This window comes from Streptomyces sp. CA-179760 (assembly GCF_050937045.1).
In the GTDB taxonomy this organism is placed as follows: Bacteria; Actinomycetota; Actinomycetes; order Streptomycetales; family Streptomycetaceae; genus Streptomyces.
In genome coordinates, this window is sequence record NZ_JBNJLZ010000001.1 from 1,127,491 (window position 1) to 1,150,976 (window position 23,486).

The 23,486-nt window shown below is 72.5% G+C and carries 23 protein-coding genes and 3 pseudogenes; 11 read left to right on the forward strand and 15 right to left on the reverse strand.

Annotated elements, in window-relative coordinates; translation table 11 throughout:
• Positions 1 to 96: 96 nt before the first annotated feature.
• From ACQEV8_RS04860 to ACQEV8_RS04900, 9 genes are read right to left on the reverse strand one after another with little or no spacing between them, the layout of a single operon-like run.
• A complete protein-coding gene (locus ACQEV8_RS04860) occupies positions 97 to 1,275 on the reverse strand; it encodes a sialidase family protein (RefSeq protein ID WP_432957610.1) in 1,179 nt (392 codons plus the stop codon).
• On the reverse strand, positions 1,272 to 2,063 hold the full coding sequence (locus ACQEV8_RS04865) for an HpcH/HpaI aldolase family protein (RefSeq protein WP_432957613.1): 792 nt from the start codon (positions 2,061 to 2,063) through the stop codon (positions 1,272 to 1,274). Before ACQEV8_RS04865 ends, ACQEV8_RS04860 begins: the two co-directional genes overlap by 4 nt.
• A 34-nt stretch (positions 2,064 to 2,097) precedes the next feature.
• Positions 2,098 to 3,078, reverse strand: coding sequence for an aldo/keto reductase (locus tag ACQEV8_RS04870; RefSeq protein ID WP_432957615.1), 981 nt, complete (start codon positions 3,076 to 3,078; stop codon positions 2,098 to 2,100).
• Positions 3,075 to 3,887, reverse strand: a complete 813-nt coding sequence (locus tag ACQEV8_RS04875; RefSeq protein WP_432957618.1) for an ATP-binding cassette domain-containing protein — start codon at positions 3,885 to 3,887, stop codon at positions 3,075 to 3,077. Before ACQEV8_RS04875 ends, ACQEV8_RS04870 begins: the two co-directional genes overlap by 4 nt.
• On the reverse strand, positions 3,884 to 4,717 hold the full coding sequence (locus ACQEV8_RS04880) for an ABC transporter ATP-binding protein (protein ID WP_432957621.1): 834 nt from the start codon (positions 4,715 to 4,717) through the stop codon (positions 3,884 to 3,886). Before ACQEV8_RS04880 ends, ACQEV8_RS04875 begins: the two co-directional genes overlap by 4 nt.
• Positions 4,714 to 5,628, reverse strand: a complete 915-nt coding sequence (locus ACQEV8_RS04885; protein ID WP_432957622.1) for an ABC transporter permease — start codon at positions 5,626 to 5,628, stop codon at positions 4,714 to 4,716. Before ACQEV8_RS04885 ends, ACQEV8_RS04880 begins: the two co-directional genes overlap by 4 nt.
• A 2-nt stretch (positions 5,629 to 5,630) precedes the next feature.
• Entirely contained in the window at positions 5,631 to 6,560 is a 930-nt protein-coding gene (locus ACQEV8_RS04890) for an ABC transporter permease (protein WP_432957625.1), read from the reverse strand.
• Positions 6,561 to 6,563: 3 nt separating this feature from the next.
• Complete coding sequence (locus ACQEV8_RS04895; RefSeq protein ID WP_432957627.1) at positions 6,564 to 7,976, reverse strand: ABC transporter substrate-binding protein; 1,413 nt, start codon at positions 7,974 to 7,976, stop codon at positions 6,564 to 6,566.
• A gap of 11 nt (positions 7,977 to 7,987) precedes the next feature.
• Positions 7,988 to 8,176 (reverse strand): hypothetical protein, encoded by a 189-nt coding sequence (locus ACQEV8_RS04900; RefSeq protein WP_432957628.1) that lies wholly within the window; start codon positions 8,174 to 8,176, stop codon positions 7,988 to 7,990.
• A gap of 220 nt (positions 8,177 to 8,396) precedes the next feature.
• Here ACQEV8_RS04900 and ACQEV8_RS04905 point away from each other — a divergent pair, with 220 nt between their 5' ends.
• From ACQEV8_RS04905 to ACQEV8_RS04915, 3 genes are all read left to right on the forward strand, one after another.
• Positions 8,397 to 9,644, forward strand: a complete 1,248-nt coding sequence (locus ACQEV8_RS04905; protein ID WP_432957631.1) for a four-carbon acid sugar kinase family protein — start codon at positions 8,397 to 8,399, stop codon at positions 9,642 to 9,644.
• Complete coding sequence (pdxA, locus tag ACQEV8_RS04910) at positions 9,641 to 10,696, forward strand: 4-hydroxythreonine-4-phosphate dehydrogenase PdxA (protein ID WP_432957632.1); 1,056 nt, start codon at positions 9,641 to 9,643, stop codon at positions 10,694 to 10,696. The genes ACQEV8_RS04905 and pdxA overlap by 4 nt, the downstream gene beginning before the upstream one ends.
• Positions 10,697 to 10,763: 67 nt before the next feature.
• Positions 10,764 to 11,582 (forward strand): DeoR/GlpR family DNA-binding transcription regulator, encoded by an 819-nt coding sequence (locus tag ACQEV8_RS04915; RefSeq protein WP_432957634.1) that lies wholly within the window; start codon positions 10,764 to 10,766, stop codon positions 11,580 to 11,582.
• Positions 11,583 to 11,658: 76 nt separating this feature from the next.
• Here ACQEV8_RS04915 and ACQEV8_RS04920 read toward each other — a convergent pair whose 3' ends face one another.
• Positions 11,659 to 12,093, reverse strand: a complete 435-nt coding sequence (locus tag ACQEV8_RS04920) for a helix-turn-helix domain-containing protein (RefSeq protein ID WP_432957636.1) — start codon at positions 12,091 to 12,093, stop codon at positions 11,659 to 11,661.
• Between the two features lie 103 nt (positions 12,094 to 12,196).
• Between ACQEV8_RS04920 and ACQEV8_RS04925 the strand changes: the two genes are divergently transcribed.
• The 3 genes from ACQEV8_RS04925 to ACQEV8_RS04935 are packed head-to-tail and all read left to right on the forward strand — an operon-like array spanning position 12,197 to position 14,910.
• Positions 12,197 to 13,057 (forward strand): class I SAM-dependent methyltransferase, encoded by an 861-nt coding sequence (locus ACQEV8_RS04925; protein ID WP_432957638.1) that lies wholly within the window; start codon positions 12,197 to 12,199, stop codon positions 13,055 to 13,057.
• 51 nt (positions 13,058 to 13,108) lie between these two features.
• Positions 13,109 to 13,819: a ThuA domain-containing protein gene (locus tag ACQEV8_RS04930; RefSeq protein ID WP_432957641.1), complete on the forward strand. Its 711-nt coding sequence runs from the start codon at positions 13,109 to 13,111 to the stop codon at positions 13,817 to 13,819.
• The gene (locus ACQEV8_RS04935) at positions 13,789 to 14,910 is read left to right on the forward strand and encodes a Gfo/Idh/MocA family protein (RefSeq protein ID WP_432957642.1); all 1,122 of its coding nucleotides are present in this window, start codon (positions 13,789 to 13,791) and stop codon (positions 14,908 to 14,910) included. The genes ACQEV8_RS04930 and ACQEV8_RS04935 overlap by 31 nt, the downstream gene beginning before the upstream one ends.
• Before the next feature lie 19 nt (positions 14,911 to 14,929).
• Here the strand turns inward: ACQEV8_RS04935 and ACQEV8_RS04940 are convergent.
• Positions 14,930 to 16,406 (reverse strand): annotated as a pseudogene (locus ACQEV8_RS04940) (glutamate--cysteine ligase).
• A 97-nt stretch (positions 16,407 to 16,503) separates the two neighbouring features.
• Between ACQEV8_RS04940 and ACQEV8_RS04945 the strand changes: the two are divergent.
• The 3 genes and pseudogenes from ACQEV8_RS04945 to ACQEV8_RS04955 all read left to right on the forward strand — a co-directional run bounded on the left by ACQEV8_RS04945 (position 16,504) and on the right by ACQEV8_RS04955 (position 19,529).
• A pseudogene (locus ACQEV8_RS04945) lies at positions 16,504 to 17,762 on the forward strand (MFS transporter).
• Positions 17,763 to 17,866: 104 nt separating this feature from the next.
• Entirely contained in the window at positions 17,867 to 18,745 is an 879-nt protein-coding gene (locus tag ACQEV8_RS04950; protein WP_432957644.1) for an SDR family oxidoreductase, read from the forward strand.
• A 55-nt stretch (positions 18,746 to 18,800) separates the two neighbouring features.
• Positions 18,801 to 19,529 carry a maleylpyruvate isomerase family mycothiol-dependent enzyme gene (locus ACQEV8_RS04955; protein WP_432957646.1) on the forward strand — a complete coding sequence of 243 codons (729 nt, stop codon included), beginning with the start codon at positions 18,801 to 18,803 and terminating at the stop codon, positions 19,527 to 19,529.
• A 19-nt stretch (positions 19,530 to 19,548) separates the two neighbouring features.
• Here the strand turns inward: ACQEV8_RS04955 and ACQEV8_RS04960 are convergent, their stop codons facing one another.
• The gene (locus ACQEV8_RS04960; protein WP_432957649.1) at positions 19,549 to 19,944 is read right to left on the reverse strand and encodes a MarR family winged helix-turn-helix transcriptional regulator; all 396 of its coding nucleotides are present in this window, start codon (positions 19,942 to 19,944) and stop codon (positions 19,549 to 19,551) included.
• Positions 19,945 to 20,016: 72 nt separating this feature from the next.
• Between ACQEV8_RS04960 and ACQEV8_RS04965 the strand changes: the two are divergent.
• Together ACQEV8_RS04965 and ACQEV8_RS04970 are read left to right on the forward strand one after the other, a co-directional pair.
• Positions 20,017 to 20,514: pseudogene (locus ACQEV8_RS04965) on the forward strand (MFS transporter); the annotation flags it as partial.
• A 59-nt stretch (positions 20,515 to 20,573) separates the two neighbouring features.
• Entirely contained in the window at positions 20,574 to 20,678 is a 105-nt protein-coding gene (locus ACQEV8_RS04970; RefSeq protein ID WP_432972440.1) for a DUF6332 family protein, read from the forward strand.
• Here the strand turns inward: ACQEV8_RS04970 and ACQEV8_RS04975 are convergent.
• The 3 genes from ACQEV8_RS04975 to ACQEV8_RS04985 form a co-directional block, all read right to left on the reverse strand.
• Positions 20,639 to 21,304 (reverse strand): response regulator, encoded by a 666-nt coding sequence (locus tag ACQEV8_RS04975; RefSeq protein WP_432957651.1) that lies wholly within the window; start codon positions 21,302 to 21,304, stop codon positions 20,639 to 20,641. The two genes, ACQEV8_RS04970 and ACQEV8_RS04975, sit on opposite strands and share 40 nt — an antisense overlap.
• Positions 21,305 to 21,340: 36 nt before the next feature.
• On the reverse strand, positions 21,341 to 22,564 hold the full coding sequence (locus ACQEV8_RS04980; protein WP_432957653.1) for a sensor histidine kinase: 1,224 nt from the start codon (positions 22,562 to 22,564) through the stop codon (positions 21,341 to 21,343).
• A gap of 123 nt (positions 22,565 to 22,687) precedes the next feature.
• Positions 22,688 to 23,398, reverse strand: coding sequence for a TetR/AcrR family transcriptional regulator (locus ACQEV8_RS04985; RefSeq protein ID WP_432957655.1), 711 nt, complete (start codon positions 23,396 to 23,398; stop codon positions 22,688 to 22,690).
• Positions 23,399 to 23,486: the final 88 nt, after the last annotated feature.

The following is a 23,486-nucleotide window of genomic DNA, read 5'->3' on the forward strand; positions in this document are numbered from 1 at the left end:
CGCGGGAGGCCGGTTAGCGCTCGTACAGCGCTGATGCAGCGCGGGGGAAGGGCTGATCCAAATCGCGGAACGCGGCGAGGGTCTCGCCCTCGGTGATCAGGCCGGGAACTCCCGCTTCAGCCAGTCGCCGTCCAGACGGATGTGCTTGATGGTGCGCCGGTGGTGGGTGTAGGCGATGTGGAGGGTGCCGTCCGGTGTCTGGGCGAGGGAGGGGTAGGACAGCTCGCGGTTGAGGCCGTCGCGGGAGTTGTTGGTCAGGCAGTGGCCGTCGCCGGTTTCCAGGTCGTGGCGCAGCGGCCAGGTGCGTCCGCCGTCCGGGGAGAGGGTGAGGGAGAGCGGGGCTCGGGGGGCGCCCCAGAACGCGTCGCCCGTGGGGGCGGTTTCCGCGGGCGTCCCTGCCACTCCCCCGTCGTCGATCTCGTCGTACAGCGAGACCCTGCGGGCGACGGCGTCCGCCGCGCTGCTGTGGTTGTAGACCAGGGCGAGCCTGCCTTCGGCCAGCACGGTGTACTGGATCGAGGAGTTGTTGTTCGGCAGGTCCAGGGGGCGCGGTTCGGTCCAGGTCTCGCCGTCGTCGTACGACGCGCTGCTGTGCACGGCGTCCGCGCGACGGCTGCGGAAGAGGGCCAGGAGTGAACCGTCGGGCAGCGGGCTGATGTTCATGTGGACGAGGCCGGTGCTGCCCGGGACGGGGCGTTCGCGCCAGGTGCGTCCGCCGTCGTCGCTGATCATGACGGAACTGGTGTCCCGGTCGCCCGACCAGGAGGTGCCAGGAGTGGCGACACAGCGGAAGACGGGGAGCAACAGCCTCTCTCCGGACGGCACTTGGACGATCGGTTGGCGCACGAACACGCCGCCCTGCTCGGTGGCAGGGAACAGGACGCGGGCGGGGCCCCAGGTGGCGCCCTCGTCGTGGCTGACGCGCAGCCGGACCTCCGCCGTGTCCTGGTGGCCGGCGCGCTGTGCGGTGTGGAGGAGCCAGAGCTCGCCCGAGGGGGCGGGGAACAAAAGCGGGTTCTGCTCGGACCGGGTGTCGTCTGCGGAGAGCCGCACGGGGAGGGACCAGGTGCCGGCGCCCTGGGCGAGGCGGGAGAACCACACCGAGATGTCGGCGACACCTTCCTGGGTGCCCCCGAACCAGACGCAGCCCAGGTCTCCACTGGGCAGGACGGTGAGGTTGGCGGCGTGGTTCTGCACGGCGGGAGCGGCCAAGTGGGTCTCGGCGCGGCCCGGTTCGGTGGGGTGGGGGCGCAGGGTGCCGTCGGGGGTGGTCATCGGGTCTCGCCCGCCTGACGCGCGGCGGTCAGGTGGCCGGCGGCCGCCTGTTGCAGGTGGATGAGGTCGCAGGCCACGGTGGCGAAGGTGTAGCCCTGGGCGAGGCGTTGGGCGGCGCTGGTGCCGTCGGGGTTGTGGATGCCGGCGGCGATGCCCGCGGCCTCGGCTGCTTTGCTGATGCGGGCCAGGGCCTGCTCGAACTCCTGCTGGATGGAGGGGTCGGTGGAGGTGGCGCCGCCGAGGGCGAGGCGGAGGTCGGAGGGGCCGACGTAGATGCCGTCGAGGCCGTCGGTGGCGCAGATCTCTTCGACGTTGGCGAGGCCGTCGGCGGTTTCGATCATGGCGAGGACGGCGGTCTGGGCATGGGTGTCGGCGGGGTCGGGGCCGATGCGGAGCTGGGCGCGCATGGGTCCGTAGGAGCGGCGGCCCAGTGGTGGGTAACGCACGGCGGCGACGGCGTCGGCGGCGTCCTGGGCGGTGTCGATCAGCGGGACGATGACAGCGGTGGCGCCCGCGTCGAGGGCTTTGCCGATGTAGGTGGGGTCGTTGGCCTCCACGCGCACGATGCCGACGGCGGTGGAGCCTTTGGTGTCGGTGGCCAGGAGGTTGTTGAGCATGCCCTGGTAGCCGAAGAGGCCGTGCTGGGCGTCGAAGGCGAGGTAGTCGTAGCCCAGGCGGGCCAGGCGTTCGGCGGCGATGGGTGAGTCGAGCAGGGACCAGTAGCCGATGAGCTGTTCGCGGGCGCGCAGGGCGGTGGTGAACTCGGCTGGGGTGCGGCCGGTTGCCATGAGGGGGGTCTCCGTAACGGTCCGGGGTGTGGGGTCAACGGTTGTAGGCGGGCATCGGGCCGCGCAGGCGGGCGCCGACCTCGTCGCAGGCCGCGGTGACATCGGCGGGCAGCGGCCCGGCGGCGGCTGCCGTGATGTTGGCGAGCAGGTGCTCGGCCTTCGAGCCGCCCAGGAGCAGTGCGTCGGTGGAGGGGCGCTCCAGCAGCCAGCGCAGGGCGAGGTCGGTCAGCGCCAGCCCGGCGTCGGAGGCGATGCGGGTGAGGTCGGTGACGGCGCGGAACAGGTCCTCGTCCCAGTACCGCTGCCGGTACATCGCGGCCAGCTTCGAATCACCGAAACGACCACGGTCCGGGGCCTGTTCGAAGGTGTGCCGTCCGGTGAGCAGGCCACCGCCGAGCGGGTTGTAGACCACCGTGCGCAAACCGCTGACGGCCGCGTACTCCACATATTCCTCCTCGATGCGGCGGGCGAGGAGGTTGTGCAACTGCTGCGCGATCACCGGACGCGGAGCCCCCACCTCCTCAGCCGTGCGGGAGAGTTCGGCGATCTGCCAGGCCGCATGGTTGGACACACCCAGCGCACCGACCTTCCCTTCCCGCACGAACTCGGCCACCGTCGCCAGCGTCTCGGCCGGCGGCGTCGCACGGTCCGGCTGATGCAGATAGAACAGGTCGACATGGTCGGTGCCGAGCCGCTTCAGGCTGCCCTCCAGCGCGGCCCGCAGCCCGGCCGGCGACAGCGGCGCATGGTCGCCCTGGTCGGGATGCGCGATGCCAGCCTTGGTCGCCAGCACGACCCGCTCCCGGCGACCCGGCAGCAACTCCCCCAGCAGCCGCTCACTGTCACCGCCCGCATAGCCGTTCGCGGTGTCCACCCCCGTGATGCCCGCATCCAGCGCGGCGTCCAGCATCGACGCGGCCGTCGTACGGTCCACGGTGTCACCGAAGGTCATCGTGCCCAGGACGAGACGCGACAGCGGAACGGAGGTGTTCGGCAGGGTGAGGCCGGTGGTCACGAGGAGCTTCCTTCCAGTGCACGGCGCGGTTTCACGCCGTGGATGGCAATCGGGTCGAGTGCGGCGCGGCGCAGGGCGCGGGTGTAGGGGTCGGCCGGAGCCGCGAGGACGGTTTCGGTCCGTCCGGCCTCGACCACGCGGCCGGCCCGCATCACCACGACGTCCGTGCTCATCTCGCGCACCACGCCCAGGTTGTGCGCGATGACGAGGTAGGCGATGCCCGTCTCCTCCTGCAACTCCCTTAGCAGCGCCAGCACTTGGGCCTGTACGGAAACGTCGAGCGCGGAGGTCGCCTCGTCGCACACCAGCAGGTCGGGCCGGGAGGCGAGGGCGCGGGCGATGCCGATGCGCTGCCGCTGGCCGCCGGAGAAGTCGGCCGGGCGGCGCTCCAGCGCGGACGGGGGCAGGCCGACCTGGTCGAGCAGCTCGGCGGCACGGCGGGCCCGTTCGGCGCGGTTCGACACACCGCCGAGGCGCAGCGGCTCGGCCACGATCTGCTGGGCGGTCAGATGGGGGTCGAGGGAGCCGTAGGGGTCCTGGAAGACCATTTGGACGCGGCGCCGCAGCGGTCGCAGCCTCCGCTCCGGGAGGGTGGCGATGTCCGTGCCGTCGAGGACGATGCGGCCGGAGCGTGGGGTGAGCAGCCGGACCAGGGCACGGGCGAGGGTCGACTTGCCGCAGCCGGACTCGCCGACGACCGCGAGCGAGCCGCCCTTGTCCAGCTGGAAGCCGACCTGGTCGACGGCGCGGAAGGGGCCGTTCGAGGTCGGGTATTCGACGACCAGGTCCTCTACGGACAACAGAGTCATGTGGCGGCTCCCGGTACGACGGACTCGTCCCAGGCGCCAAGACGGGGCACTGCGGCGAGGAGGGCTCGGGTGTAAGGCTCGGCCGGCTGGTCGACGATCTGCTCGGCGGGCCCCGACTCGACGAAGCGGCCGTCCTTCATGACGTGGATGCGGTCGGAGACCAGCCGGGCCACGCCCAGGTCGTGGGTGATCATCAGCATGCCGATGCCGGTGCGTTCCTGGAGCTCCATCAGCAGGTCCAGGACGCTGGCCTGCACGGTCGCATCGAGTGCGGAGGTGGGTTCGTCGGCGACGAGCAACTCCGGATCGCCGGCCAGGGCGATGGCGATGAGGATGCGTTGCAGCATGCCGCCGGAGAACTGGTGCGGGTAGGACTTCCAGCGGGTCTCGGGACGCGTGATGCGTACCTGGGCGAGCAGCTCGATGCCCTTGTCGCGGGCCTGGGCCCTGGACAGTTCGGGGTGGCGCAGGCGGATCGCTTCGCCGAGCTGCCGGCCGACGGTGTGGACGGGGCTGAGTGCGGTCATCGGGTCCTGCGGGATCAGGGACACCGTCCGGCCGCGTATCGCGCGGGCCGCGCCGGGGTCGGCGACGACGTCCCGGCCGCCGACGCGGACGCTGCCCGACAGCACGGCCAGTCCCTCCGGCAGCAGACGCAGTACGCCCATCGCGGTGGTCGACTTGCCGGATCCGGACTCGCCGATCAGGGTGACGGTCTCGCCGTGGCCGACGGTGAAGCTCACTCCGTCGACGGCCCGGACGACGCCGTGCGCGGTGATGAGTTCGATCTGGAGGTCACGGACGTCCAGCAGGGGTGTCTCGGTGCTCATGCTCCCGCTCCCTTCCGGCGGCGGGTGCGGTCCCGCAGTCCGTCGCCCAGCAGGTTGACCCCGACCACGAGGAGGGCGATGACCAGGCCGGGCAGGGTGACCAGCCACCACGAGGTGGTGATGTAGGCCTGGCCGTCGGAGATGATGCGGCCCCAGGTGGCGAAGGGCCGCTGCGGTCCGGCGCCGAGGAAGCTCAGCGCGCTCTCCAGCAGCACGGCCTGGGCGAGCAGCAGCAGCACGACGAGGCTCACGGGCCGTACGACGTTGGGCACCACGTGCCGGGTGAGGATCTGCCAGCCGCGCAGGCCCAGCACGCGTGCGGCGGCGACGTACGGTTTCTCGCGCTCGACCAGGACGAGGGAGCGGGTCAGCCGCGCCACCTCGGGCCACTGCGCGACGGCGATGACGCAGGTGATGACGGTGACGGAGGGCCCGAAGAGGGCGACCACGAGCAGCAGCATCATCAGCAGGGGCAGGGCGAGCTGGGCCTCCAGGAAGCGGGAGACGAGCGCGTCGACCCAGCCGCCGAAGAAGCCCGCGGCCGACCCGGCGAGGATGCCGATCAGCCCGGAGACAAGGACCGCGAGGACGCCGACCGAAAGGGAGACCTGGCCGCCGTGCAGGATGCGCGACAGCAGGTCGCGGCCGAGCTGGTCGGTGCCGAGCAGATGCCCTGCGCTGAGCGGCGGCAGCCTGCGCTCCGAGAGGTCCTGGGCGTTGGCTTCCGGCAGGGGCAGCAGGCTCGCCAGGGCGACGGGCAGGACCACGAGGGCCGTGCACACGGACCCGGCCCAGATCTTGAAGCGCGAGCCGCGCCGTTGCCGGGTCGCGGTGGCCCGGGCGAGGTCGCGGGCGCTGACGGCGCTGGGCCGCTCGGTACCGGCGACCGGGGTGGAGATGACACCGGCCATGGTCAGGCCGCCTTTCCGAGTCGTACGCGCGGATCGAACAGCGGGTAGGCGAGGTCGACGAGGAGCTGAACGAGGATCGCGAGGGTGGCCGTCACCAGGACGGTGGCCTGGATGAGCGGGTAGTCCCGGGTCTCCAGCGCCCGGACGACGAGCGAGCCGACGCCCGGCCAGCCGAAGACGACCTCGACGACCACGACGCCGTTGAGCAGGGCCGCGAAGCGGGTGCCGAGGGCGGTGACCAGCGGCACGGCGGAGTTGCGCAGGCCGTACTGCCAGGTCAGGGTGCGTTCGGAAACACCGCGGGAGCGGGCGACCGTGGTGTAGGGGGCGGCGAGCGCGGTGCTCATCTCGCGGCGGACCAGGCGTGAGATCAGGGCGAGTTGCAGGACGGCCACGGTCACGGTGGGCAGGATCAGGCCGCTCCAGGAGGTGAATCCGGAGGCGGGCAGCACCGGGAGCAGCACCGCGAAGACGGTCAGCAGCATCACGCCGGTCCAGAAGTCCGGCATCGACTGCCCGGTGATCGTCAGGACGTTGGCGCTCAGCTCCCGTTTGGTGTCGGCGCGCCGGGCCATCCACACGCCGAGCGGGACGGCGACGACGGTGGTGACCGCGATGGCGGAGACCGCGAGGGTGATGGTGTACGGCAGCCGGTCCATGACCACCTGGAACGCGGAGGCGTGGAATGAGTAGCTGGTGCCGAGGTTCCCGGTGCACAGGTCCCGCAGGAAGATGCCGTACTGGGTGATCATCGGTTCGTCGAGGCCGAACTGGGCCCGGATGCGGGCGAGATCGGCTGCTGTGGCGCTGGGCGCGGCGTAGGCGGCGGCCGGGTCCCCGGGGGCCAGGCGCAGCAGCAGGAAGACCGTGGTGAGGGTGAGGAAGACGGCCAGCAGGCTCTGGCCGACGCGGCGGGCGAGGTAGGTGGCCACGGCTCAGCCCTCCAGCCGTACGGCGGACAGATCGTAGGAGTTGAGCTGGAGCAGGCCCAGGTCGTGCACGCGCTCGCGGCGGGCGAGCAGCGTCTTGGGGGCGAAGGCCCACAGGCTGGGCCAGGTGTTCCAGACGGCGTGCTGCGCGGCGGCCAGTTTGCGGTCGCGGGCGGCGGCGTCGGTCTCGGTGGCGGCGTCCTCCAGGCGGCGCTGGATGTCCGGGATGACATAGCCCATGTAGGTGTCGCGGGTGCGTTCCCGCTCGGGGGTGCCGCCGTACATGCCCTGGAGGGAGGTGAGGGCCTGGCCGGTGGTGCCGGGGAAGCCGTTGCCGATGATGTCCCAGTCGCCGCCGCGGCCCTGCCGCCACTTCAGGATGTCGCCGCCCGGTTCGAACTGGAGCAGGGAGGCGCGGACGCCGATGTCGCGGAACATGTCGGCGACGGCTTCCATGACGGAGTTGTCGGCGGCGAACTCGCCCGACTCCCAGATGACGCGGATCCGCAGGCCCTCGGCGCCCAGCTGCTTCAGCTGGGCCCTGGCCTTGCGCGGGTCGTAGGTGTAGGCGCCGGTGCGTACCGCGCCTTCGAGGGCGAGCGGGACGACTCCCTCGGCGGCTTCGGCGGAGCCGGTGAGGACGTCCTTCACCAGCGCCTCGCCGTCGATGGCGTAGGTGAGGGCGCGGCGCACGCGGGCGTCGGCCAGGGGGTGGTCGTCGGGCTTGCGGAAGTTGTAGAAGAGCTGGGAGATGCGGACGCCGGCGGTCTCCTCGACGGTGACGCCCGGCAGGCCGGTGAGCTGCTCGGCCGAGTCCGGGGTGAGGGTGTCGACGACGTCCAGCTCGCCGCTGCGCAGGGCGATGACCCGGCTGGACTCCTCGGGCACGAAGCGCACCCGGACGGTGTCGACGTGGGCCGGGCGGCCCCAGTAGCGGGGGTTGCGGGCCAGGGTGTACTCACCCGCGCCGCTGTTGGCCTCGATCACCTTGTACGGGCCGGAGCCGACGCCGCTCTGGAGTTCCTCGGGGCGGTTGGCGGCGGCCGGGGTGATGTGGATGTTGGCCATGAGGCGGTCGAGCACGGGCACCGGGCGCTCGGTGCGCAGCTCGAAGGTGCGCTCGCCGGTCTTCTCGACGGTGGGCAGCTCCGGGAAGAGGCCGAGGAGGAAGGAGCCGTTGACCTTGCCGTACATCTCCAGGGCGGTGGCGACGTCCTCGACGGTGACGGGGCTGCCGTCGGAGTAGCGCACGCCCTCGCGCAGCCGCACGCTCCAGGCGGTCGGCCCGGTCATCGCGAACCGGTCGGCGAGGACCGGCTGGACGCGCATGCCGGGGCCGATGCCCGTGAGGGCCTGGCGGACGGCGCGCTGCACGGTGACTGCGGCGTCGAACTGGTTCAGCTTGTTGTCGAGGCTCACCAGGGAGCGGTTCAGGCCGAGGGTGAGGGTGCCCGGGCCGGGGGCTCCGGTGGGTCCGGCGCAGGCGGAGAGGGGCCGAGGGCGAGACCCGTGCCGCCGAGCGCGCCGAGGCGCAGCAGGGTGCGGCGGCGGACGGGGCGGCCGAGGGGCTCCCACTGGGGGCGGTGGTCCGGGGGTGCGTCATAGGGGCTTGGGGTCATCGTCGACCTTCTCGCGTTCCGGGGGCGACCGGCTCGTGGTGTTCGTGCGGCTCTCGCCGCGGCCCGGTCGGGGGCCCGGCCGGGCGGGATACGAACAGGTGTCGCGCCGGAAAAGGTGGCACGACTGCGCGAAGTGCGCAAGGGGTCTCGCGCATTTCGCGCAACTCATGTCATCATCGGTTCCCGAGGCAGCCCGACCGGGCCGCCCGAGGAGGTACCCGTGTCCCTCTCCGCAGCCGGCCCCGGCGGCCACGTCCAGGCCGCCCACCTGCCCGTACTCGCTCTCGCCGACGATCTGTCCGGTGCCGCCGAGACCGCGGTGGCGCTGCGCTCGCCCGCCCGGATCCTGCTGGGGCCGGTCCCCGGACCGGTCGCCGCCGCGCCCGGGGAGTCGCTCGTCCTCGATCTCGACTCGCGGCAGCTGCCCGGCACCGAGGCGGCGCGGGCGGTCCGGGACGTCACGCACGCGGTGCCCGCCGGAACGGTGCTCTTCAAGAAGGTCGACTCGCTGCTCAGGGGCAACCTCTCCGCCGAGGCGGCCGCCTACGCGGGGGACGGCCGGGGCGTGGTGATCGCGACCGCGCTGCCGGCGGCCCGGCGCACGGTCCGGGGTGGGGTCGTCCACCTCGACGGGGTGCCGCTGCACAAGACGGACGCCTGGCGTGCCGAGGCGCGGCCCGCCCCGGCCTCGGTCGCCGTCGCGCTCGGTGACCTGCCGTCAGCTCCGGTGCCACTCATGGACGTACGCGGCGCACCCGGCGCGCTCCAAGAGGCACTGCGTGCGTGTTTCGCGCAGGGACGGCATCCGGTGTGCGACGCGGAGACCGAGGCCGACCTCGACGCGATCGCCGCTGCCGCCCTCGAACTGGGTCCCGGGATAGGGCTGTTGGGCACCGGCGGTCTCGCGGGCGCCCTGGGGCGGCGCCTGAGTACGGCCGGGGCTACCGGGACGAGCGCCCTCACCCCCGGGGACGTCGTCCGGCCGCTGCTGATCGTCGTAGGCACGGCCGAACCGACAGCCCGCGAACAGGTCGCGCACCTCCTCGCGGACGGAGTACGCGAGGTCTCCCTCAGCACCCGCGATCTGCTGGACTCCCCTCGGCGGCTCGCACCTCCCGTCGCCGCCGTCACGGTCGTCCGCATCACCGGAGCGGCCGGCCCCTCCCTCGCGCGCCGTCTCGTCGCCGCGCTCGCCGACACCGTCGCCGACGCGGCGCGCGACTGCGACCTGGTCCTCACCGGCGGCGAGACCGCCCGCCGCGTCCTGGACGTCCTGAGCGTCACCGACCTGCGCCCGGTGGGCCAGATCCACCACGGCGCGGTCCTCTCCCGCACACCCGACGGCCGCTCGGTCGTCACCCGGCCCGGCAGCTACGGCGGGGCCGACTCCCTGCGGCGCATCGTCCAAGCCCTGCGCCCCGCACCCGTACGTCACGTTCCGACCGACCCCACAGGAGTAGCCCCGTGAACGCAGCCCCCTCCTCCGCCGCCACCGCCGGCCAGACCGCCGCGGCCTCCCGGCCGCTCCCGGTCATCGCGGTGACCATGGGCGACGGCGCGGGCATCGGGCCCGAGGTCATCGTGCCGGCGCTGCTGCACCCCGATACCCTGCGCGACTGCCGCCCCGTCGTCGTGGGCGACGCCGAGCGCCTGCGGCAGGCCGCCGGCATCCTCGGCATCTCCTGCGAGATCGTGCCCGTCGACGGTCCGGCCCAGGCGGAGTTCACGCCCGGCCGGATCAACGTGATCGACCTCGGGCTGCTCCCCGCCGACCTGCCCTGGGGCGAGCTGTCCGCCGTCGCGGGCGACGCCGCCTACCACTACGTCCGTGTCGCCGCCGAACTCGCGCTGCGTGGCGAGGTGGACGGCATCTGCACCGCCCCGCTCAACAAGGGCGCCCTGCACGCCGCCGGCCACCTCTACCCCGGCCACACCGAACTCCTCGCCCACCTCACGGGCGTCGAGGAGGTGTCGATGATGCTGTCGACCCCCCGGGTGAAGGTCATCCACGTCACCACCCACATCGGGCTGATCGACGCCGTGAACCGCATCGAGCCCGGCCTGGTGGAGCGCACGGTGCGCCGCGGCCACGAGGCGATGGTGCGCGCCGGGACCCCGGACCCGGTGATCGGTGTCTGCGGCATCAACCCGCACGCGGGCGAGAACGGCCTGTTCGGCTACGGCGAGGAGGAGACGAAGATCGTCCCGGCGCTGGAGACGGTACGCGCCGACGGCATCGACGCGCGCGGCCCGCTGCCCGCGGACACGGCGTTCTACCTGGCCTCGCGCGGCGACTACGACCTCATCGTCGCGATGTACCACGACCAGGGGCACGGCCCCGTCAAGGTCCTCGGCATCGAGGCCGGGGTCAACCTCACCGTCGGGCTGCCGGTGATCCGCACCTCCGTCGACCACGGCACGGCCTTCGACATCGCCGGAACCGGCCGGGCCGAGCCCGGTAGCATGGTCGAGGCTCTGCGCCAGGCCGCCGAGATGTCGACCGCTCCGGCCGCCCGCTGACCGCGGTACGCGGCAGGCACGTCTGCGGCCCAGGACGGCCCAGGACTATTGAGGATCTGAAGAACCTATGTCTGTGACCGGATCCAAGGCGCGGCGCGACCGCATCGTCCACCTCGCCACCACCACCGGCCTGGCGAGCGTGGAGGAACTCTCGCAGCTGTTCGGTGTGACGGCCTCGACCATCCGCCGCGACCTGGCCAAGCTCACCACCGACGGCCGCCTGGCCCGCACCTACGGCGGAGCCATGGCGCTGGCCGCGCACCCCGAGGCGTCCCTGCGGCAGCGCGTGGGCGAGGCCTTCGAGGCCAAGCAGGCCATCGCCCGCTGGGCGGCGGCCCAGGTACGGCCCGGGGAGACGCTGTTGCTCGACGCCGGGTCCACGGTCGGCGCGCTCGCCCACGAGCTGCGCACGGCCGAGGACCTCACCGTGGCGACGACCGGGCTCACCGCCCTCCAGGCGCTGTCCGATGTCGAGACGGTGCACGTCGAGTGCCTCGGCGGCACCCTGCGCCCGCTCAGCCAGGGCTTCGTCGGGCCGCTCACGGAGGCCGCCCTGGAGCGCCTGACGTTCGACCGGGTCTTCCTCGGCACGGACGGCATCTCCCCCGAACTCGGCATCTGCGAGGCGGATCTGCGTCAGACCCGCCTCAAGGAGCTGATGGCCCGCCGCGCCGACCACGTCTACGTCCTCGCCCATGCGGCCAAGCTGGGCCGCCGCCCCTTCCACGCCTGGACGGCCCTGTGCGAGGGCTGGACCCTGGTCACGGACGACACCGCCGACCCGGCCGTCCTCGCGGAGCTGCGGGCGCGCGGGGTGGCGACCGTGACGACGACGCCGGAGCGGGAGACGGACGGCCCGCACGGCGACAGCGCGCGGAGCGGCTGACCGGCGCGCGGCTGCAGGGCCCAGTCGTCCGGCGCACACCTCCGGGCCGTGACCGGCAGGAAGTCCGAACGGGCTGCTATCCGCCGGGCGGCGGCGTCCGCCTCCTCGGCGTGGGGACACCGCCTGACGCCGCCGTGTCGAGCAGGCCGCGGAAGGTGGGGCACTCCATGTGGCTCGGCGCGGGGCAGGCGGCGGCGTGTCGCAGGGAGTCGCGGAGCACGCCCAGTTCGCTGATCCGGCGGTCCAGCTCCTCCGCCTTGTCCGCCAGCATGCCCCGGTCGATCCGGGGCGGCCCGTCCGGCGCGAACATCTGCGCGATCTCGTCGAGCGAGAACCCGGCTCTCCGCCCCAGCGCGATCAGCGCCAGCCGCTCCAGTACGCCGGTATCGAACTGCCGGCGCAGCCCTCGCCGTCCGGTCGGGGAGATCAGCCCCTTCTCCTCGTAGAACCGCAGCGTCGAGGCGGCCACCCCGGCGCGCTGCGCCACTTCGGCGATGTCCAGGTCCGTCATTCCCTTGACCTCAAGTCGGCTTGAAGTAGAACGCTGTCATCTCGCCCCGACCGAGGCAAGACACAAGGCAAGCAGACGGAAAGCAGAAGGAGAGCCGACGACCATGGACGCCGAGCGCAGGAACGACGACGAACAGACCGCCCGCTGGAACGGACGCGCCGGTCACGCCTGGGTGGATCTCCAGCCGGTGCTGGACGAGATGTTCGGGCCCATCGAGGACCTGCTCGTCGACGCCGTGTCCGCCGAAGGCGCGGAACACGTGCTCGACGTCGGCTGTGGGACCGGGGGCACCACCCTGGCCGTCGCGCGACGGCTCGGCCCGGCGGGGCACTGTGTCGGCGTCGACATCTCCGGGCCGCTGATCGACACCGCCCGGGCACGCGCCGAGCGGGAGGACGCAGCGGCCTCCTTCGTCCGCGGCGACGCGCAGGAGCACGCCTTCGAGCCCGGCACCTTCGACGCCGTCGTCTCGCGTTTCGGCGTCATGTTCTTCGACGACCCTGTCCGGGCCTTCGCCAATCTCCGGAGCGCCGCCCGGGACGACGCCGCGCTCCGGTTGGTCGTCTGGCGGGACCCCGCCGAGAACCCGTTCATGACGACGGCCCAGCGCGCCGCCGCGCCGCTGCTGCCGGACCTGCCCGTCCGGCGGCCCGACGAGCCGGGGCAGTTCGCCTTCGCGGACCCGGACAAGGTCCGTCGCGTCCTCACCGAAGGCGGCTGGGCCGAGATCGACATCCGGCCGGTCGACATCGTCTGCACGATGCCCGAGAAGGAACTGGTCCGCTATTTCACCCGGCTCGGCGCCGTCGGCATGTTCCTGCCCGAGGTGGACGAGGAGACGCGCGCACGGGTCGTCGAAACAGTCCGCTCTGCCTTCGAACCGTTCGTGCACGGCTCCGAAGTCCGCTTCACCGCGGCCTGCTGGACCATCGGCGCCCGGGCCTCGGCCGCGAAACTTTCGTGAGGCCCGGCCCTCTTTTCGGAGCACGGGCGCCCCGCGCATAGTGAGATCACGATGACGCAGAAAAGAGCCCTGGTTGTCCGAGGCGGATGGGAAGGCCACGAGCCGGTCAAGGCGACGGAGCTGTTCCTGCCCTTCCTCCGGGACAACGGATACGCCGTCCGGGTCGAGGAATCGACCGACGTCTACGCCGACACCGCCGAGATGGCGGGCACCGACCTCGTCGTGCAGTGCGTGACGATGTCGGAGATCACGCGTGAACAAGTGGCAGGACTGAGTTCGGCGGTCGTGGCCGGCACCGGTTTCACCGGCTGGCACGGCGGCATCGCCGACTCGTTCCGCGCCTCGGCCGACTATCTCCACCTGGTCGGCGGCCAGTTCGCCACCCATCCGGGCAAGGAACCGTGCGAGCGCCGGGGCGGGGCGGAGGACAACTTCCTGCCGCACACCATCAGCCTCACCGAGGCCGGCCGCGCCCACCCCGTCACGGCGGGCATCGAGGACTTCGAGCTGGACACCGAGCAGTACTGGGTGCTCCACGACGACCTCATCGACGTCCTGGCCACCACCACGCATCCCGCCCGGCCGTGGCAGCCCTGGCACCGGCCCGTCACCTCGCCGGCGGTCTGGACCCGCCGGTGGGGTGCCGGGCGCGTCCTGGTGACGACACCGGGGCACAGCCTCGACGTGCTGGAGCACCCCGACGTCCGCACCATCATCGAGAGGGGCATGCTGTGGGCGACGCGCACCGCATCGGCGTCGTAGGACTCGGCGTCATCTCCCGCGCGTACCTCGACACGCTCGCCGGACATCCCGCCGTGCGCGTCACGGCGGTCGCCGACCTCGACGCCTCCCGGTCGGCCGCGGTCGCCGCCGAACTGCCCGGCGTCCAGGCGTTGACCGTCGAGGAGTTGCTGGGCAGCCCGGACGTGGACACGGTGCTGAACCTCACCACCCCGGCCGCCCACGCCGGGATCGCCCTCGGCGCCCTCGGTCAGGGAAAGAACGTCTACGGGGAGAAGCCGCTGGCCGCCACACTCGCCGACGCCCGTGCCGTCGTGGAGGCCGCCGCGAAGGCGGGCGTCGGTGTGGGGTGCGCGCCGGACACCGTCCTGGGCACCGGGGTCCAGACGGCTCGTGCGGCCGTGGAGGCGGGGAGCATCGGACGCCCCCAGTTCGCCTCGGCCGTGATGATCACCCCGGGCCACGAACGGTGGCATCCCCACCCCGACTTCTACTACACCGAGGGCGGCGGCCCCCTGCTGGACATGGGGCCGTACTACCTCACGTCCCTGATCCATCTGCTGGGCCCGGTGCGTGCCGTGATCGGGGCGGCCGGGCGGCTGCGCGCCGAGCGGATCATCGGTTCCGGGCCGCGCACGGGCGAACGGATCCCGGTCGAGGTGGACAGCCATGTCTCCGGAGTGCTCGAACACGCGGGCGGGGCGCTGACGACGCTCACGACGAGCTTCGACGGTGTGGCCACCACGGCCGCGCCGATCGAGGTCCACGGCGAGACGGGGACCCTCTCGGTGCCCGATCCGAACCGCTTCGACGGCGAGGTCAGGCTGCACGCGCTCGGCGACACCCGCTGGCGCACCCTGCCGGTGTCGGCGGGCTACGAGGACGGCGCACGCGGCGTCGGACTGCTCGACTTCATCGCCGCCGCGGGGCAGCGGACGCCGCGCGCGAACGGCGAACTCGCCCTGCACGTCCTGGAGACGATGACGGCCCTGCTGCGTTCGTCGGCCGAAGGGAGGCGGATCGAGCTGACGACCTCGGCGCAGGCGCCCGACCCGGTCCCGTTGACGGCCGCCGGGGACTGGCGGGGCACGGTCGCTCCGGGCCGGGCCTGACCGGGCGATGCCGCCGGGGTCAGTCCACGGGCCACGTGTGCGCGGGCGCGTTCATGTGCATGTAGTCCATGTACGTCTTGGTCATCTGCCGCAGTGCCTCACGCCGGTCGGAGATGCCGGCCTTCTCCAGATGGTGGACCGTCTCGGCCTGCCAGAGGGCACCGTTGCGGGCCGTGACGCAGCGCTGCTCGATGATGCCGAGCAGGGGTTCCCGCCAGGCGTCGTCCATGCCGGCCAGCTCCAGGCCCCGGTGGGCGAGGGACAACAGGCGCCGCAACACCAGTTCCGTGACCGGCACTTCGCCCACTCCCGGCCAGTACAGGCGCGCGTCGATGCCGTCGCGGGCCGCGGTGTGCAGATTCTCCTCGGCGGCCGAGAAGGACATCCGCGTCCACACCGGCCGGTCCTCGTCGACCAGGGCGCGGGTCAGTCCGTAGTAGAAGGCACCGTTGGCGATGGTGTCGGCGACGGTCGGGCCGGCGGGCAGTACCCGGTTCTCGATGCGCAGATGCGGCCCGCTGTCGGTGACGGCGTAGATCGGGCGGTTCCAGCGGTAGATCGTGCCGTTGTGCAGGGTCAGTTCGCCCAGTTGCGGAACGCCGCCCCCGTCGAGCGCCTGCTGCGGGTCCTCGTCGTCGCACAGCGGCAGGAGGGCCGGGAAGTAGCGCACGTTCTCCTCGAAGAGGTCGAAGACGCTGGTGATCCAGCGTTCCCCGAACCACACCCGGGGCGGACGCCCTGGGCCTTGATCTCCTCGGGGCGGGTGTCGGTGGCCTGCTCGAACAGCGGGATACGGGTCTCGCGCCACAGCTCCCTGCCGAAGAGGTAGGGCGAGTTCGCCGCGAGGGCGATCTGCACGCCCGCGATGGCCTGGGCCGCGTTCCAGTAGTGCGGGAACTCCTTCGGGGCGACCTGGAGGTGGAACTGGGTGCTGGTACAGGCGGCCTCGGGGGTGATGGTGTCGGCGTAGGTCGCGAGGCGCTCGACACCGTCGACCGTGATCCGCAGGTCCTCGCCGCGCGCCGCGAAGATCTGCTCGTTGAGCAACTGGTACCGGGGTCGCCGGACAGGGCGGCCTCGCTCACATGCGTCTCCCCCAGCGTCGGCAGAATGCCGACCATGATCAGGTGGGCGCCGACGGCCGAGGCGCGGTCCTCGGCGTGGTTCAGGGCGTCCCGGATCTCCCGCTCCCAGTCTCCGGGGCCGCCGGTCGTGAGCTCCCGGGGCGGGATGTTGATCTCCAGGTTGAAGCGGCCCAGCTCGCTCGACCAGGCGGGGTCGGCGATCGCCTGGAGCACGTCGGTGTTCCGCATCGCGGGCAGTCCCTCGTCGTCCACCAGGTTGAGCTCGATCTCCAGCCCGACCCGGGGCCGCTCGCTCTCGAAGCCCGACTCGGCGAGCATCCGCGCCAGCGCCTCGAGGTCGGTGTGCATCTTCTGCCGGTAGCGACGGCGGTCCTCCCGCGTGAACACCAGGGCCGGCACGTCACGTCCCATGCGTCCTCCCGAGTCGCCTCGGCTTCCCTCTCGGCGGATGCCTCTCGTCCCAGAGTCGCACCTTGTCGTCGCCCCCGCACCCACCTAGCCTGAGTTTGTGCCGCAAATAAACAAACCCCGAACGCACAGTGCCGTGCCGGGCGACGGCAGCTCCCTGACCCGACTCCGTATCGCGCTCACCGTCTTCTTCGCCCTCGACGGCTTCGTCTTCGCCGGCTGGGTCGTGCGCATCCCCGCCATCAAGGAACAGACGAACGCCTCCGCCAGCGCCCTGGGCCTCGCCCTCCTGGGTGTCTCGGCCGGCGCCGTCATCACCATGACCCTCACCGGTCGCCTGTGCCGCCGCTACGGCAACCACCAGGTCACCGTCGTCTGCGCCGTCCTCCTCTCCCTCAGCGTGGCCCTGCCCCCACTGACCCACTCCGTATTCGCGCTCGGCCTCGTGCTGCTGCTCTTCGGCGCCGCGTACGGCGGAATCAACGTCGCCTTCAACAGCGCAGCCGTCGAGCTGGTGGCCGCGCTGCGGCGGCCGATCATGCCGAGCTTCCACGCCGCGTTCAGCCTGGGCGGCATGATCGGCGCGGGTCTGGGCGGGCTGCTCGCGGGGTCCTCTCCCCCACCCGGCATCTGCTGTTGCTCACCGTCGTCGGACTGCTGGTGACGGCCCTGGCGGGACCGACGCTCCTGCGGCACGAGCCGCCGAGGCCGCCGGAGCGGGAACACTCCGCGAAGGGCGCCCCGCGACGGCTGGACGGCCGCACCCGGGGGCTGGTGATCGTCTTCGGCGTGATCGCGGGGTGCACCGCGTACGGCGAGGGGGCGCTGGCCGACTGGGGCGCCCTGCACCTCGAACAGGACCTGGACGTCTCGCCGGGCGCCGCGGCCGCCGGCTACTCCTGCTTCGCGCTCGCCATGACGGTGGGGCGGCTGACCGGCACCACGCTCCTGGAACGCCTGGGGCGGACCCGGACCGTCGTCGCGGGCGGCACCACCGCGGCGGCCGGAATGCTGCTCGGCTCACTCGCCCCCTCCCTCTGGGCGGCCCTGCTCGGCTACGCGGTCACCGGCCTCGGCCTCGCGAACCTCTTCCCCGTGGCCGTGGAACGCGCGGGCGCGCTCGCCGGCCCGAGCGGCGTCGCCACGGCCTCCACCCTCGGCTACGGCGGCATGCTGCTCGGACCGCCCGCGATCGGCTTCATGGCGGACTGGTTCAGCCTGCCGACGGCCCTGACCAGCGTGGCGGTGCTCGCGGCGCTGGCGGCGGCGGTCGGGGCGCTCGTGGGGCGGCGACACGGCGGCCGGCCGGGAGCTGACAAGGCGGTCGCCGGAGTCCGCCGACCGGCCGCGGCCTGCTGATCGGCATGCCGCGTTCCTGGGTACCCGTGGCCACGCCCGTCGCGATCACCGGGCCGTACGTCTGTGATCACCGGACCGTACGTCATGGACGAGGAGGCAGACCCGTGACCGAACAACAGCACCCGAGCGACCTCCACCCGACCCCCGAGTTTCCGTCCCAGGATCAGCCGCATCCCGGCTGGACCGGCCCCATGGACCCGCCCCCGGACCACGGTGAGGAGTCCTACCGGGGCAGTGGCCGCCTGGAGGGCCGCAAGGCCGTGATCACCGGTGGGGACTCGGGGATCGGCCGCGCGGTCGCCCTGGCGTGTGCCAGGGAGGGGGCCGACGTGCTCTTCACCCACCTCGACGACGAGAAGGACGACGCGGCCGAGACGGCCCGCCTGGTCGAGGAGGCCGGCCGGCGCGCCGTGCCCGTCCCGTGCGACGTACGGGAGGAGGACAACTGCCGGGCGCTGATCGACCGTGCCGTCGCCGAGTTCGGCCGGATCGACGTCCTGGTGAACAACGCGGCGTACCAGATGTCGCAGCCCGACGGCATCGAGGCGATCACCACCGAGCAGTTCGACCGGGTACTGCGCACCAACCTGTACGGCATGTTCTGGCTGTGCAAGCTGGCCCTGCCGCACATCCCGGAGGGCGGCAGCATCATCAACTCCGCGTCGGTGCAGGCCTACAAGCCCAGTCCGCACCTGCTGGACTACGCGACGACGAAGGGCGCGATCGTCACGTTCACGCAGGGGCTGGCGCAGATGCTGATCGACCGGGGCGTTCGTGTCAACGCGGTGGCGCCGGGCCCGGTGTGGACGCCGCTGATCCCGGCGACGCTGCCGGACACGCAGACGTTCGGCAAGCAGGCGCCGATCGGACGGCCCGCGCAGCCGGCCGAGATGGCTCCGGCGTATGTCTTCCTCGCCTCGCAGGAGGCGTCGTACATCACGGCCGAGATCGTCAACGCCACGGGCGGTACGCCGTTGCCGTAGCAGCCCCGCGAAATCCCGGGGCCTGGAGTGTGCTCCATACGGCAGACTCGGAGTCATGGAGACCGCCGAGTTCCTGCACGCGCTGGAGTCAGAGGGCCTGCTGCTGGCCGCGGCAGCCGAGGAGGCCGGGACGGACGCGAAGGTGCCGACCTGCCCGGAGTGGCAGGTGCGCGACCTGCTGCGGCACACGGGCGCGGTGCACCGCTGGGCCGCGTCCTACGTCGCCGAGGGGCTCACCGATCCGCGCCCTCCGGGTGAGGCCCCGGACCTCGACGGCGCGGAGCTCGTGGCCTGGTACCGCGAGAGCCACCGCCACCTCGTCGACACCCTGGCCGGTGCCTCGCCCGACGTGGAGTGCTGGGCCTTCCTGCCCGCGCCGTCCCCGCTGGCCTTCTGGACCCGGCGGCAGGCGCACGAGACGGCCGTGCACCGGATCGACGCCGAGTCCGCACGCGGAGGCGCCCCGACTCCCGTCGCCCCGGACTTCGCGACCGACGGCATCGACGAACTGCTGCGCGGCTTCCACGCCCGCTCCAGGAGCAGGGTGCGCACCCCCGAGCCACGCGTCCTGCGCGTACGCACGGACGACACCGGCGCGGTGTGGACCGTACGACTGTCCTCGGAACCGCCCGTGACCACGCGGGGCGCGACCGGCGAGGCGGAGTGCGAACTGTCCGGCCCGGCGGAGCAGTTGTATCTGGCCCTGTGGAACCGGGCGCCCCTGCCGAAGGCCACGGGCGACCAGGCGCTCGCCACGCTGTGGCGGGAGACGTCCGGGGTCTGACCGCCCTGCACCCAGGCGCTCAGTCCTCCGTCAGCGTCCTCGCCAGCACCGCGCGCTGCACCGGCAGTACTTCGCCGTGCAGCGCGCGCCCCTTGGCCGTGAGCGCGACCTGCACGCCCCGCCGGTCCTCGGAACACATGCAGCGCTCCACGAGCCCCTCCTTCTCCAGCCGGGCGATCAGCCGCGACAGCGCGCTCTGACTCAGATGGACCCGCTCGGAGATCTCCTGTACGCGGTAGGACGGGGTGCCTTTGGGCGTCCTGCACCCGGCGAGGACGTCGAGCACCTCGAAGTCGCTGGCGCACAGGCCGTGGCCGTGCAGAGCACGGTCGAGTTCACACTGTGTTCGCGCGTGCAGCGCCAGAATGTCCCGCCACTGTTCCACGAGCGCCTGCTCGGCCTGCTTCGCCGCCATGGGCCGCACGGTAACAGAGAGCCGGGATCATTGCGCCTGCATTACATGCACTTGCATCTCATGCATGCACATGTGGGCGCCGTCATCGACCGGTTCGGGACCGCCCGGCTGATGGTGCTCGGCTTCGCCCTGATGGTGGCCGGCTACGTCCTGTTCCTGCGCATCGACCTGAACCCCGTCTACGCGTCGGTGATCCTGCCGACGATGCTGCTGGTCGGCTCGGGCTTCGCGCTGACCTTCCCGTCCTTCAACGTCCAGGCCACCAACGGCGTGGACGAGCACGAGCAGGGCATGGTCTCCGGGCTGCTCAACACCTCGGTCCAGGTGGGCGGCGCGATCTTCCTCGCGGTGGTGACGGCGGTGGTGACCGCGAACAGTCCGGAGAAGGGCGCCGCCACCCCGCAGGCCGTCCTCGACAGCTACCGGCCCGGCCTCGTGGTCGTGACCCTCATCGCCCTCGCCGGCCTGCTGATCACCCTCACGGGCCTGCGGACCCGCCGGGACCGGCCGTCCGTCGTGGTCGCCCGGTCCACCCCCAGGGAGGCGGAGCGCGTTCCCGTACGCGACTAGGGGGACGCCTTCCACAGTGCGCCCGGCGGGACGGCTTGCCCACCGGGCGCACCGGGCTGGTGCTCGCGCCCGTACGCTTCGCCGCCCGGGTCGTCAGTGTGCTGCTCCGGTTCCGGTCAGGAACTCAGCCCAGCCAGCCCGGCCGCACCAGCCCCGACTCATAGGCCAGCACGACCAGTTGGGCGCGGTCGCGGGCGCCGAGCTTCACCATGGTGCGGCTCACGTGGGTCTTCGCCGTGAGCGGACTGACGACCAGCCGGCGGGCGATCTCCTCATTGGACAGGCCCATGCCGACCAGTGCCATGACCTCCCGCTCCCGCTCCGTGAGCCCCGCCAGGGCGTCGGCCGCCGCGGGCTCCTTGGAGCGGGCCGCGAACTCGGCGATCAGCCGGCGCGTCACCCCCGGCGAGAGCAGTGCGTCGCCCGCGACCACCGCCCGCACCGCGCGCAGGAGTTCCTCCGGCTCGGTGTCCTTGACCAGGAAGCCGGAGGCACCCGAGCGGATCGCCTCGAAGACGTACTCGTCGAGCTCGAAGGTGGTGAGCATGACCACCTTGACGTCCTTCAGGCCCGGGTCCCCGGTGACCCTCCGGGTCGCGGTCAGGCCGTCGAGCACGGGCATGCGGATGTCCATCAGGACGACGTCGGGCCGCAGTTCGCGGATCCGGCACACGGCCTCCTCGCCGTCGGCGGCCTCCGCGGCCACCTCGATGTCCGGCTGTGCGTCGAGCAGCGCCCGGAACCCTGCGCGGACCAGTGACTGGTCGTCGGCGAGCAGTACGCGGATCACCGGTCCTCCTTGCGTCGTCCTCCGTCCGCTGACGGCTCACTCGGCAGCGGACGCCGTCATCGGCAGTACGGCGAGCACCCGGAAACCTCCGTCCGGGCGGGGCCCCGCCTCGATGGTGCCACCCAGCGCGGCGGCCCGCTCCCGCATACCGACCAGCCCGTTGCCGCCGCCGCCCGCGTCGGCGCGGGTCGCGGGCCCGTCGTCGTCGATCCGCAGCCGCAGCGTGTCCGTGTCGTGCGCGAGGCGCACCCGCGCGTGCCGTGAACCCGAGTGCCGTACGACGTTGGTCAGAGCTTCCTGGACGATGCGGAAGGCGGCGAGGTCCGTGCCGGGGGCGAGGCGCGGCGGCTCGCCTTCCACCTCGACGGTGAGACCCGCGCTCGCCGCCTGCTCCACCAGCTCGGGCAGCCGGTCGAGCCCGGGCGCCGGGGTGCGGGGTGCGGCACCGGGCGCGCGCAGGGTGTCGAGCACCTGGCGCACCTCACCGAGCGCCTCCTTGCTCTGGTCCTTGATCGTGGTGAGCGCCGTACGGGCCTGCTCGGGGTCGCTGTCGAGGAGTGCGAGGCCGACCCCCGCCTGCACATTGATCACGGAGATACTGTGCGCGAGGACGTCGTGCAGCTCCTGCGCGATCCGCAGCCGCTCCTCGTCGGCCCGCCGCCGCGCCGCCTCGGCGCGCTCGGCCCGCTCCCGGACCCACTGCTCGCGCCGGACCCGGAACAGCTCCGACACCGCCGCGATCGCCACCACCCAGGTGGCGACGACGATCTCCTCGCCCCAGGAGGCGGCGGAGTCCCCCGAGGGCGGCAGCCACTGGTAGAGCCAGTGCGCCACCAGGACGTGCCCGGCCCAGAGCGTTCCCATCGCGGCCCACGCCGCCCAGCGGTGCCCGGCGACGATCGCACTGAAGCACGCCAGAGCGACGGTGAAGAGCACCGGACCATACGGATAACCGGCCCCCAGATAGAGCATGACGGCGGCGGCCGTGCCGAACATGACGGCCACGGGATACCGCTTTCGCCACAGCGACAGCCCACCGGCCACCAGCAGCAGCACGCGCGCGAAGAGGTCCAGGCCCGCCCGCTCGCCCTCCTGACCGTGGGCAGCGAAGTTCGAGCCGACCAGCACGAACACCGTGAGGGCGACGGTGGACCGCCAGGGCCACCGGGGCGCACGCTCCCCCTCGTCCCACCGGTCCCACCACGGAGGCCCATGGCGCCACCACTGCGGCGGACCACCCCGCGCGCGCTCCTCGTCCATACCGGCCACGCTAGACGCCGCCCGCCCGCAGCGGCGTCAGCCAGGCGTGGTGATCACGCGTACTCCCGGTGGAGTACGAAGGCCTCTCAGCGCCTCGGACTCCAGTCGGGCTGGGGTCCGCCGCTAGGAGGCGGGCCCGCGCTGCGGATACACCAGTCCCACCCCGTGAGCGAGTTGCCCCGCCGCATGCCGGAAGAACGCCTCCCGGTCCTCCACCACCCGGTGGAACTGCCCGAACAGCTCGAAGCCGACCAGCCCGAACAGCTGGGCCCAGGCCGCGACGAGGGCCGTCACCGTCTCCGGCGGGAGGTCCGGCGCGAGGTCGGCGGCCATCCGCTCGGCCTCCGGGCGCAGGTCGTCCGGCAGCGACGGTTCGGCGAGACCCAGGCCGCGGTGGGCGTCGCGCACGATGCGGAAGAACAGCAGTCCGACGCGGGAGGCGGCCGGGACGGTGGTCTCGGGGGCTGTGTAGCCGGGGACGGGCGATCCGTAGATGAGCGCGTACTCGTGCGGACGGTCCAGCGCCCAGCCCCGCACCGCCTCGCACACGGCGATCCAGCGCTGCTGCGGCCCGGAGTCCGCGGCCGCGTCGTGGGCCGCCTCGGCGGACTCGCCGAGGGAGTCGTAGGCGTCGATGATGAGTGCGGTCAGCAGGTCGTCACGGCTGGGGAAGTAGCGGTACAGCGCGGAGGAGACCATGCCGAGCTCACGGGCGACGGCCCGCAGGGAGAGCCTCGCGGCGCCCTCGGCCGCGAGCTGTCTGCGGGCCTCGTCCTTGATGGCCGCGGTGACTTCGATCCGGGCCCGGGCCCGGGCGCCGTGTGTGGTGCTCATGCGGGAAAGTGTGCCATGAAAGCAAGAGCGGTGCACACAAACGAGAGCAGCGCTCTTGCTTTGGAGCGCCTGCTCGGGCAGACTGGAT